This window comes from Streptomyces albipurpureus (genome assembly GCF_023701525.1).
GTDB lineage: Bacteria > Actinomycetota > Actinomycetes > Streptomycetales > Streptomycetaceae > Streptomyces > Streptomyces albipurpureus.
This window is the reverse complement of the sequence record NZ_JAMQAW010000008.1, coordinates 238,924-250,063: the sequence shown is the minus strand read 5'-3', so window position 1 is coordinate 250,063 and position 11,140 is coordinate 238,924. Positions and strand designations below refer to the sequence as shown.

Genomic DNA, 11,140 nt, shown 5'->3' with positions numbered 1-11,140 from the left:
CTTAGACGTTGACGCCGAAGTCCTGCGCGATACCGCGCAGTCCCGAGGCGTAACCCTGGCCGATGGCACGGAACTTCCACTCCGCGCCATTGCGGTAGAGCTCACCGAAGACCATGGCGGTCTCGGTCGAAGCGTCCTCACTCAGGTCATAGCGTGCCAGTTCGTTGTTGTCCGCCTGGTTGACCACGCGGATGAAGGCGTTGCGCACCTGTCCGAACGACTGCTGACGGCTCTCCGCCTCATAGATCGAGACCGGGAAGACGATCTTGTCGACCTCGGCCGGGACCCCTGCGAGGTTGACCTTGATCTGCTCGTCGTCGCCCTCGCCCTCACCCGTGAGGTTGTCGCCGGTGTGCTCAACGGAGCCATCGACGCTCTTGAGGTTGTTGAAGAAGACAAAGTTCCCGTCGCTGGTGACCTTGCCCTCTGCGTTCGTCAGCAGGGCGCTGGCATCCAGGTCGAAGTCCGTGCCGGTGGTGGTACGGATGTCCCAGCCCAGACCTACGGTGACGGCGGTCAGGCCGGGCGCGGCCTTGGTCAGCGAGACGTTGCCGCCCTTGCTGAGGCTGACTCCCACGAGTCCCTCCATTGGTTTTCAGGGGCAGCGCCCCCGTCGTGCGTTCGTGTCGGATCAACGGGATCGATCCTAGTGACCGGTTCCCGCGCAAAACAGGCTTTGGCACGGGAGGTCGCCCGTTCCGTCCCGGTTGGGTACTGGTTGACCCGACGCGCAGGGCGGACGGGGCTGTCCTAAAGATGTCGGCGCCCCCAGGGGCACCCCTGGAGGGCCGCTGGAGCCGTCGGCGCATCGGACCGGCACCCGGGCGAGGGCGGGCCAGTTACCGCCAGCCACGGGCCAGCAGGGGCCACCGGGGGCGCAGGGGCCACTGGGACGCCGCCGGCCCGCTAGCCGGTCACGACAAGACCGGTGGAGCGGCCACCCGGGGCGGCTCCACCGCCACCGCGCCGGCCAGGAGGCTCGGCAGCGCCTGCCAGGGGCCGGCCCCGTGGGCCCGACGCCTCAGATGGCTTCCAGGGCCTTGGTGTACTCGTTCAGGTCACGGGCGTCCGGCAGGCCGTTGATGACGCTCCAGCGGACCACGCCCTCCTTGTCGATGATGAAGGTGCCGCGCACGGCGCAGCCCTTCTCCTCGTCGAAGACGCCGTAGGCCCGGGAGACCTCGCCGTGCGGCCAGAAGTCGGAGAGCAGCGGGTACTCCAGCCCCTCCTGCTCGGCGAAGACGCGCAGGGTGTGGATCGAGTCGTTGGAGACGGCGAGCAGCTGGGTGTCGTCGTTGACGAACTTCGGCAGTTCATCGCGGAGCGCGCACAGCTCACCCGTGCACACACCGGTGAACGCGAACGGGTAGAAGAGGAGGACCACGTTCTTCTCGCCCCGGAAGTCAGTGAGACTCACCGTGCGCCCGTGGTTGTCCTTCAGCTCGAATTCGGGTGCCTTGGTGCCGACCTCGATCGCCATGGTGTGTGCTTCCCTTCGCTGAGCCCGTTCGGGTGACGGGTCCACTCTATGCGCACGGCAAAACCCCCTCTAAAGCGCCGCTAGGCCCCCTCCGACCTGGGTCGGAGGGGGCCTAGCGGCAGTTGGTGCGAATGCACTCAGGGTCTTGCCCGGCGCCTGCACCGGGCTTACTTCAAGGCCTTGCGTCGAGGCTCCTCAGCGCTTCGACTTGGGGGCCACCAGTCGACTGCCAGACCATTCCTTGGCCACACTGATGCTCTTGGTCTGAGAAAGACCGGCAGTCTGTGCGGCATCGCTGATATCGCTGGGCTCCACGTAGCCTTCCCGGCCCGTCTTCGGCGTCAGCAGCCAGATCAGGCCGCCTTCGTCGAGCAGGCCAATGGAGTCCACCAGCGTGTCCGTCAGGTCGCCGTCCTCATCGCGGAACCAGAGGACAACGGCGTCAGCGACGTCGTCGTACTCCTCGTCCACAAGGTCCTGGCCGATCACGGACTCGATGCCTTCACGGAGATCCTGGTCGGCGTCCTCGTCGTAGCCGATCTCCTGGACCACCTGTCCGGGCTCGAACCCCAGCCTTAGTGCTGGGTTGGTCCGCTCCTCCGCGTGGTCCGCGGTCGCGCTCACGGCTTGCCTCCTGATCATGTTCGGTAGATGCTGCGGCCTCGCGCGTACGCGTGGCGTTGGCCGTAGTCCACACGCGCACGGCGGATCGCGCAAGTACCCGGCCGTTCAGACCGCCGAAACGGTGACGTTTGCGTCCGTCTCGACGCAAGTCCCCACATGTTCCACCAGGGCCGGTACCGCACACGACACGCTTCGGCCGCGTTTGCCACTTTACGTCTACCCGGCACCCCCATCGGAACCGAACACCCAAACGGAACGCACTACCGGGTTGGGCGTAAGGTTGCGATTTGACCCACCTAGCCCACCTGGTCAGCAGCACTGGGGGCCGGGCGGGATGTCAGCGAGAGCATGGGTTACCTCTCGGTAGAGATGACGTTTGCCGGCCCGCGGTACACGATGGAGGCGGTACGGCAGCGTTCCAGGACACTGCAAACTCTGCCAGAAATTCTTGGCTCACCACTCCGAACAGCGAAGGAACAGCGTGGCTTCCGGATCAGATCGCAACCCGATCATCATTGGCGGCCTTCCCAGCCAGGTCCCGGACTTCGACCCCGAAGAGACCCAGGAGTGGTTGGACTCACTCGACGCCGCCGTCGACGAGCGAGGCCGGGAACGAGCCCGCTACCTGATGCTCAGGCTCATCGAACGCGCGCGCGAGAAGCGTGTGGCCGTGCCCGAGATGCGCAGCACGGACTATGTGAACACCATCGCCACCAAGGACGAGCCGTTCTTCCCCGGTAACGAGGAGGTCGAGCGCAAGGTCCTGAACGCCACCCGCTGGAACGCCGCGGTGATGGTCTCCCGCGCCCAGCGCCCGGGGATCGGCGTCGGCGGGCACATCGCCACCTTCGCGTCCTCCGCCTCCCTCTACGACGTGGGCTTCAACCACTTCTTCCGCGGCAAGGACGAGGGCGACGGCGGCGACCAGATCTTCTTCCAGGGGCACGCGTCCCCCGGCATCTACGCCCGGGCCTTTCTGCTCGACCGGCTGAGCGAGACCCAGCTCGACGCGTTCCGCCAGGAGAAGTCGAAGTACCCCAACGGTCTCTCCAGCTATCCGCACCCGCGGCTGATGCCGGACTTCTGGGAGTTCCCCACCGTATCGATGGGCCTCGGCCCGCTCGGTGCGATCTACCAGGCGCGGATGAACCGCTATATGCAGGCCCGGGGTGTCGCTGACACCTCGAAGTCGCATGTGTGGGCGTTCCTCGGCGACGGCGAGATGGATGAGCCCGAGTCGCTCGGGCAGCTCTCCATCGCCTCCCGTGAGGGCCTGGACAACCTCACCTTCGTCGTGAACTGCAACCTCCAGCGTCTCGACGGTCCGGTACGCGGCAACGGCAAGATCATCCAGGAGCTGGAGTCGCAGTTCCGCGGCGCCGGCTGGAATGTGATCAAGCTGGTGTGGGACCGCTCCTGGGACCCGCTGCTCGCCCAGGACCGCGACGGCCTGCTGGTGAACAAGCTGAACACCACCCCTGACGGCCAGTTCCAGACCTATGCGACGGAGACCGGCTCGTACATCCGGGAGCACTTCTTCGGCGGTGACCAGCGGCTGCGCGCCATGGTCGAGAACATGACCGACGAGCAGATCCTGCACCTCGGCCGCGGTGGCCATGACCACCGCAAGGTCTTCGCGGCGTTCGCCGCCGCCAAGGCCCACAAGGGCCAGCCGACCGTGATCCTCGCCCAGACCGTCAAGGGCTGGACCCTCGGGCCGAACTTCGAGGGCCGCAACGCCACCCATCAGATGAAGAAGCTCACGGTCGACGACCTCAAGGGCTTCCGGGACCGGCTGCACCTCCCGATCACGGACACCCAGCTGGAAGGCGGCCTCCCGCCGTACTACCACCCGGGTCGTGACTCGGAGGAGATCCAGTACATGCACGACCGCCGCAAGGCGCTCGGCGGCTATGTGCCGACCCGAGTCGTGCGGGCGAAGCCGCTGGTGCTGCCCGAGGAGAAGACCTACGCGGCCGTGCGCAAGGGTTCGGGTCAGCAGTCGATCGCCACCACCATGGCCTTTGTGCGACTGCTGAAGGACCTGATGCGGGACAAGGAGATCGGCAAGCGATTCGTCTTGATCGCTCCCGATGAGTACCGCACCTTCGGTATGGACTCCTTCTTCCCGAGCGCGAAGATCTACAACCCGCTGGGCCAGCAGTACGAGTCCGTGGACCGTGAGCTGCTCCTCGCCTACAAGGAGTCGCCGACCGGGCAGATGCTGCACGACGGCATCTCCGAGGCCGGCTGCACGGCGTCGCTGATCGCCGCGGGTTCGGCGTACGCCACCCATGGCGAGCCGCTGATCCCGGTGTACGTCTTCTACTCGATGTTCGGTTTCCAGCGCACTGGTGACCAGTTCTGGCAGATGGCGGACCAGCTCGCGCGCGGCTTTGTGCTGGGTGCGACCGCAGGCCGTACGACATTGACGGGTGAGGGCCTCCAGCACGCTGATGGCCACTCCCAGCTGCTGGCGTCCACCAACCCGGGCTGCGTGGCGTACGACCCGGCGTTCGGCTTTGAGATCGCGCATATCGTCAAGGACGGTCTGCGCAGGATGTACGGCGGGACGCCCGAAGAGAACGAGGACATCTTCTACTACCTGACCGTCTACAACGAGCCGATCCAGCACCCGGCCGAGCCCTCGGACGTGGACGTGGACGGCATCCTCAAGGGTGTCTACCGCTACAAGACCGGCGAGCAGGGCCAGATCCCGGCGCAGATCCTGGCGTCCGGTGTGTCCGTCCCCTGGGCGATCGAGGCCCAGCGCATCCTCGCCGAAGAGTGGAACGTACGCGCCGATGTCTGGTCGGCGACCTCGTGGAACGAGCTGCGCCGCGAGGCCGTCGCGGTGGAGGAGTACAACCTTCTGCACCCGGAGGAGGAGCAGCGCGTCCCGTATGTCACCCGCAAGCTCTCCGGCTCCGACGGCCCGTTCGTGGCCGTCTCGGACTGGATGCGTTCGGTGCCGGACCAGATCGCCCGCTGGGTGCCGGGGACGTATGCGTCACTGGGCGCGGACGGCTTCGGCTTCGCGGACACCCGCGGTGCCGCTCGTCGTTACTTCCACATCGACGCGCAGTCCATCGTGCTGGGAGTGCTGACCGAGCTGGCGCGCGACGGCAAGGTGGACCGCTCGGTGCTGAAGCAGGCGGTGGACCGCTATCAGCTGCTCGATGTGGCGGCGGCTGACCCCGGCCCGGCCGGCGGCGACGCCTGACGGTCGCTGGGGAGTAGGACATCGAGGGCGGCGGAACCCTTCGGGGTTTCGCCGCCCTTTCCGCTGCCGCGGACGCGAAGGGCGCCTCTCCCGCGGCAACGGTCGGTGGGTGGGGAGCGGACTGCGCTCAGCTCTCCCAGATCTTGAACGCCCTTACCCGGTAGGGCGACTGGGGCGACCAGGTGCCCGAGCCCGGGTAGGTCTCGAACTCGCCGGTCTCCTGGCACTCACCGGACTGGTAGGTGGTGACGGGCCGCCCCGTTCGATTGGCCAGGGACTGGGCCGTGGTCCCGGCGGGCAGCGGGATACAGCTCTCGATGTCCGTACCGGAGAGCTCGTACACCTGCCGGGCTCCGGTGAAGCCGCCCCTCTCCCAGAGGCAGAGCGCGCCGGTGGGGCACTCCCCCAGCCGAGTCGCGGCCAGGGCGGGTTGGGGCAGGAGGGCCGCCGCCGCGATGGTCAGAGCGGCCAGGGCGATGGTGCTGTGTCGCATGCGATGAACCCCCATGATCATATGAATCGGTCGACCGCACCCTGACCGACCGTCGATCGACGGCGAAAGGGGTATTCGGGCGGATCACCCGGATAGGCGATAGCCCCATCGGGCGGACCGACGGGGCTGTCACTGCTATGAGGTTGACGCCCGGGAACCCCGCTGGGGTACGTCTCCCCGGGGGGAGGGCGACCGGTCTAGATATGGGCGGCGCCGGCGCCCGCCTCGGCGTTCTCACCGCGCTTGGTGAGCAGGGCGACACCGATGGCCAGTGCCGATATCGCGGCCGCGACGAGGCAGGCGAGGCCCATGCCCGACACGAAGGTGTCATGGGCAACCTCGGTGATCTTGGCGATCAGCTCGGGCGGGGTCTCCTTGCCCACCGGGGCCATACCGACCTCAACGGCCTTGGCGGCCTGGTCCAGCTGCTCGGCGGGCATCGGCGGAAGCTTGGCGTCGGCCCAGTTGCCGGCGAGGTCGCTGTCGACCTTGGAGGCCATGACGGCGCCGAGCACCGCCGTACCGAGGCTGCCGCCGATCTGCATGGCGGCCTGCTGAAGACCGCCGGCGACGCCGGAGAGCTCCATCGGCGCGTTGCCCACGATGACCTCGGTGGCACCCACCATGACCGGCGCGAGACCGAGGCCGAGGAGGGCGAACCAGATCGACATCGTCAGGCTGCTGGTGTCGGGGGTCAGGGTGGACATGCCGAACAGCGCCACCGCGGTGAAGGCCATACCGGCCGCGAGCGGAATCCGCGGACCGACCTTGGTGATCACGGCGCCGGCCAGCGGGGAGCCGACGATCATCATTCCGGTCAGCGGCAGCAGATGCAGTCCGCTGTCGACCGGGCTCATGCCATGGACGTTCTGAAGGTAGAAGGTGACGAAGAAGAGGCCGCCCATGAAGCCGATGGCCATCAGGACCATCAGCACCACACCGGCCGACAGCGGCACCGAGCGGAAGAGCTTCAGCGGGATCAGCGGCTCGGCGACCTTGTTCTCCCAGATGGCGAAGAGCACGAAGGCAACGATCGCCGCGCCGAGGAAGCCCCAGGTCTTGCCGTCTCCCCAGCCCCATTCGGCGGCCTTGATCAGCGCCCAGACAAGGCAGAACATCCCGCCGGAGAGCAGCAGGATGCCGGGGATGTCGAAGGACCTCGGCGCGTTCTCCGCTCGATGGTCCTTGAGGATCACCAGCCCCAGCACCAGGGCGATGATGCCGACGGGGACGTTGATGAAGAACACGGACTGCCAGCTGACGTGCTCGACCAGCAGACCGCCGACGATCGGGCCGCCCGCGGTCGAGGCGCCGATCACCATGCCCCAGATACCGATCGCCATATTGAGCTTCTCGGCGGGGAAGGTGGCGCGCAGCAGACCGAGCGCGGCGGGCATCAGCAGGGCGCCGAAGAGGCCCTGGGCCACTCGGAAGGTGATGACCATGGCGATGCTGTCGGAGAGGCCGATGGCGGCCGATGACGCGGCGAAGCCGACGATGCCGATCAGGAACGTCTGGCGATGGCCGAAGCGGTCACCCAGCTTGCCGGCCGTGATCAGGGTGACGGCGAGCGCGAGGAAGTAACCATGGCTGATCCACTGGACGTCGGCCATGGTGGCCTTGAGGTCGGTGGCGATCGCGGGATTGGCGATCGCTACGATCGTGCCGTCCAGTGCGACCATCATCACGCCGATGGCCACTGCGAAGAGCGTCAGCCAAGGGTGTCCGCGAAGTCCCTTGGCCGGAGCCGTTCCTGCGTCGCGTGGCCCCAGGGGGTCATCCTGCGGCGTCTTGTCGATGGTGGTCTGACTAGTCATGAGAAGAGACTAGTGACAGCCTCTGACAGTTGACAAACTATTTCACTCGTCGGTGACTGTCATCTCGCTCACAGGTACGCTGAAGTGGCCGTTGAAGTCAACGCGCAGTGGATGAGCGGTGAAAGAGGACCATAAATTGAGGGCCAAGTGACCGGCCGGGTGACGGTTGAGTTCCAACCGGAGCCGACCGGGCTGCGCGAGCGGAAGAAGCAGATCACCCGTGACGCGCTGGTGCGGGTCTCACTGGAACTGTTCATCGCGCAGGGGTACGAGCAGACCACCGTGGATGAGATCACGGACGCCGTCGATGTCTCACAGCGCACCTTCTTCCGCTACTTCGTCAGCAAGGAAGAGGTCGCCTTCGCCCTACAGGACCTCGTCACCCAGCGCTTCACCGCGTCACTGCGGGAACGCCCCGCACACGAGGGCCCGTTCGACGCCATGCGGAACGCCGTCCTCCTGGGGTGGGACCACATCGAGGAGGCGCTCGGTGAGATCGCGCCGGTCGAGACCCATATGCGCAGCTGCCTCATGATCGAGTCGACGCCCGCACTCCTCGCCGCCCATCTGCGCCGCTCCACCGAGATGGAGGAGCTGGTCGCCGGGATCATCGCCGAGCGCGAAGGCCTCGATCTGAACGCCGACCCCCGCCCCCGCATTCTGGTCGGAGCCTTCTCCGCGGTGATGCGGGTGGCCGGCAAGGTGTGGAGTTGGGGCGATGACCTGAGCAAGGACGCACTGCGGGACCTCACGGCGGAGCACCTGTCCCAACTGGGCCCGGCGCTGACGCAGGACTGGCGCGCCCGGAGAACCCAGACCATCTGACGGCGCGGCGGGAGACAAGCTCGGACTCCGCTCGCCGCCCACATCCGGCGCCGCGATCCATCGGGTATCCAGCGTCGCTTTCCGGCCGATGTGCAACCGCGTCCTGAGTGATTTCCAGCCCCCTTGTGGGGAGATACCGCCCCGATGCCTCCAGCCCGGCGAATCACGCTTCACTGGGAAATGCACGGAAACGCGCTAACGACCCGTTGTGTGACAGGTCGCGGCCATTCCCCCCTTCACCCTCCTTATCCCTGATGAACGCGTGACTTGCCTCACGCTCCCAGCGGGAGGGTGCATGGGTCTCCTAGGGTGTTCCGCAGTGACTCCTTCTCGCCCCTCCCCCGCCCTGACCGGCTGGCGCGTTCTGCTCGCACTCGCACTCGTGTTCACCATGCTGACCACGACCGGCTGGACTGCGGTACGCCACCCCGGCGGCCCCCGCGACTTCCTTGACGCCGAGTTGGCAGCCTGGCGCAAGGCCAAGGTCAGCGGCCGTGCGCTCCCGGACACCGACTCCCCGCCGATGCGACTCGCCGCCTTCTTCGCCTCGCTCGACAGCACGCGCAGCCTGGGCGTCGCAGACCGCTTCCCCCTGCTGGTCGGCAATCTCAACGGCGCTCCGGTCTCGCTGCGCTACCGCGCCAACCGCACCGCCATCGCCCGCTCGCTGGAGTCGGAGGTACAGCGCGCGAAGACCGCGCGGCTCACCCGGGACGGCCGCCACCAGAGCATGCGCCGCATCCACCGCTTCCAGGCGCTGATGCGGCCCGAGCGCCAGATCCTCGCCTTCGATCCATCCGGTTCCGGCCGGGCCGCCGAGGTGTTCGGCGATGTGGAACGAGCCGAGCGGGTCTCGGTGATCGTGCCCGGTGTCGACACCAATCTGCTCACCTTCCAGCGCAGCGCCCGCAAGTACAGCGCCCCCGTGGGCATGGCCCAGTCGCTCTACGCGGCCGAGCGCGCCGCCTCCCCTCACACCCGTACCGCGGTCATCGCCTGGGCTGACTACACCGCACCCGCCGGAATCGGAATGGACTCGGTCATAGGTCGGCTCGCGAAGAACGGCGCCGTGCGGCTGACCCGGCTGATCGACGCGCTACCGGGAACATCCAACATCGCCCTGTTCTGCCACAGTTACGGCTCCGTCGTCTGCGGGGTCGCGGCCCGCGCTCTGCCCAGCCGGGTGACCGATATCGCGGTAGCGGGCAGTCCGGGCATGCGCGCCGGGAACGTTACCGAGTTGCGGGCGCACGCCCGGGTGTGGGCCATGCGGGACCGGGGCGACTGGGTGGAGGACGTACCGCATCTGCAGGTCGGTGGGCTGGGACACGGCGAGGACCCGGTGGCCCCGGAGTTCGGGGCGCGGGTGATGTCCGCGGCTGGCGCGATGGGGCATAGCGGCTATTTCGAGCCGGGTACGGAGAGCGTGGCCAATCTGGCGGAGATAGGCGTCGGTTCCTACTCCGAGGTGGTCTGCGCTTCTGAGGACACCCGGTGCAGCAGCGATATTTTCGAGGAAACAGCGGCCTGACGCGCGTAGAACTTCTCGTAGGGGAGAAGCGACGAAGGGGCGACGTAGAAGCGCAAGCCGCCTACGATGATGTGTATGGGTGATGTATTGGCTGGAATTCAAGCCACATGGGAGTTCGAGTCCGACTCCGTGCTCATCCGCTATGAACGGGGACACCGCACGCCAAAGCTCTTTCAGGCGCTCCGCGAACGCCGCATCCCCCACGAGGCGTTGGCATCGGTGACTCTCTCCCCGGGCAGGCGGGGGACGGTGGTGCTGCACGCGGCGCCGAGACCCGGTGCGGACCCGCTGATGGAGGCGGCGGCCGGGCAGCTGAAGGAAGAGTGCGATCCCTACCGGCTGGTGATACCGGCCGACGGGAAGGATCTGGCTGAGTTCCATGCGGAGGAGCTGAGAGCGGTACTGCCCGTTGACGCGGACCGACCCACCGAGTGGTACGCCGTGGCCGCTCCCGAGGCGCCGCTGAACTTCAAGGCGTATGACGGCAGAGCGTCCTTCGACGGGCGGCACGTCGAGTTCCGCTGGTCCAGGACGGGTGCGTCATCGACCAAGTGGAAGGCTGGCGACCAGAGTTTCGCGGTGAATGAGCTCAGCGGGGTGGAATGGCGCACTCCGGAGGCACACGACGGCTATCTGCGGCTGCTGCGACGGGCGGATGTCCTGCTCGGCGAGGAATCCGCCGAGCCCGCACGGGTGGACAGAGATCCGGCCGCGGTGGTGTTCGGGCCCCGGAGCGGACCGGTCCATGAGTCGCTGCCCTTCGCCGCCGCGGTGCTGGAGTCGGTCCAGCGGGCGAGCGCGGCACCGGCGCTTGCCCTGCACACGGGCCGCCGCGATCCGGCCGACATCGCCGACCGGATTCGGCATCTGGGCGACCTCCACCAGGCGGGCCTGGTGACGGACGACGAGTTCAGCACCAAGAAGGCGGAGTTGCTGGCCGAGCTCTAGCAGGCTCGCCCTGGAGAGAGTGCGACCTCTGGGGCCTGCTGGAACCATGGGGCTCGCGTGCCCACTTCCGAGGTAGCCGGGTCATGACCATGTGACCCGGCTACTCGCTCGGTGGTGGAGTTCAGCGATCCGGTACGCGAGAAACAGCGGGCCACGGTGGTCCTACCGGGCCGGCGTCACCATCGCCGCCCATCCCGCC

At 67.3% G+C, this 11,140-nt stretch carries 9 protein-coding genes; 4 read left to right on the top strand and 5 right to left on the bottom strand.

Annotated elements, in window-relative coordinates; translation table 11 throughout:
• Position 1: 1 nt before the first annotated feature.
• The 3 genes from NBG84_RS10180 to NBG84_RS10170 all read right to left on the bottom strand — a co-directional run bounded on the left by NBG84_RS10180 (position 2) and on the right by NBG84_RS10170 (position 2,104).
• Positions 2 to 577 carry a TerD family protein gene (locus NBG84_RS10180; protein ID WP_250919003.1) on the bottom strand — a complete coding sequence of 192 codons (576 nt, stop codon included), beginning with the start codon at positions 575 to 577 and terminating at the stop codon, positions 2 to 4.
• A 444-nt stretch (positions 578 to 1,021) separates the two neighbouring features.
• The gene (locus NBG84_RS10175) at positions 1,022 to 1,480 is read right to left on the bottom strand and encodes a peroxiredoxin (RefSeq protein ID WP_250919002.1); all 459 of its coding nucleotides are present in this window, start codon (positions 1,478 to 1,480) and stop codon (positions 1,022 to 1,024) included.
• A gap of 195 nt (positions 1,481 to 1,675) precedes the next feature.
• Positions 1,676 to 2,104 (bottom strand): DUF3052 domain-containing protein, encoded by a 429-nt coding sequence (locus NBG84_RS10170; RefSeq protein WP_250919001.1) that lies wholly within the window; start codon positions 2,102 to 2,104, stop codon positions 1,676 to 1,678.
• 481 nt (positions 2,105 to 2,585) lie between these two features.
• Between NBG84_RS10170 and aceE the strand changes: the two genes are divergently transcribed.
• Complete coding sequence (gene aceE / locus NBG84_RS10165; RefSeq protein WP_250919000.1) at positions 2,586 to 5,327, top strand: pyruvate dehydrogenase (acetyl-transferring), homodimeric type; 2,742 nt, start codon at positions 2,586 to 2,588, stop codon at positions 5,325 to 5,327.
• Positions 5,328 to 5,454: 127 nt separating this feature from the next.
• On the opposite strand, the gene NBG84_RS10160 is transcribed toward aceE, so the two are convergent.
• Together NBG84_RS10160 and NBG84_RS10155 are read right to left on the bottom strand one after the other, a co-directional pair.
• Complete coding sequence (locus NBG84_RS10160; RefSeq protein ID WP_250918999.1) at positions 5,455 to 5,820, bottom strand: peptidase inhibitor family I36 protein; 366 nt, start codon at positions 5,818 to 5,820, stop codon at positions 5,455 to 5,457.
• 197 nt (positions 5,821 to 6,017) lie between these two features.
• A complete protein-coding gene (locus NBG84_RS10155; RefSeq protein ID WP_425608613.1) occupies positions 6,018 to 7,619 on the bottom strand; it encodes an MFS transporter in 1,602 nt (533 codons plus the stop codon).
• Positions 7,620 to 7,784: 165 nt separating this feature from the next.
• Between NBG84_RS10155 and NBG84_RS10150 the strand changes: the two genes are divergently transcribed.
• The 3 genes from NBG84_RS10150 to NBG84_RS10140 all read left to right on the top strand — a co-directional run bounded on the left by NBG84_RS10150 (position 7,785) and on the right by NBG84_RS10140 (position 10,941).
• Positions 7,785 to 8,462: a TetR family transcriptional regulator gene (locus NBG84_RS10150; protein ID WP_250918997.1), complete on the top strand. Its 678-nt coding sequence runs from the start codon at positions 7,785 to 7,787 to the stop codon at positions 8,460 to 8,462.
• Positions 8,463 to 8,781: 319 nt separating this feature from the next.
• Positions 8,782 to 9,993 (top strand): alpha/beta hydrolase, encoded by a 1,212-nt coding sequence (locus NBG84_RS10145; RefSeq protein WP_425608603.1) that lies wholly within the window; start codon positions 8,782 to 8,784, stop codon positions 9,991 to 9,993.
• 75 nt (positions 9,994 to 10,068) lie between these two features.
• A complete protein-coding gene (locus NBG84_RS10140) occupies positions 10,069 to 10,941 on the top strand; it encodes a DUF4429 domain-containing protein (protein ID WP_250918996.1) in 873 nt (290 codons plus the stop codon).
• Positions 10,942 to 11,140: the final 199 nt, after the last annotated feature.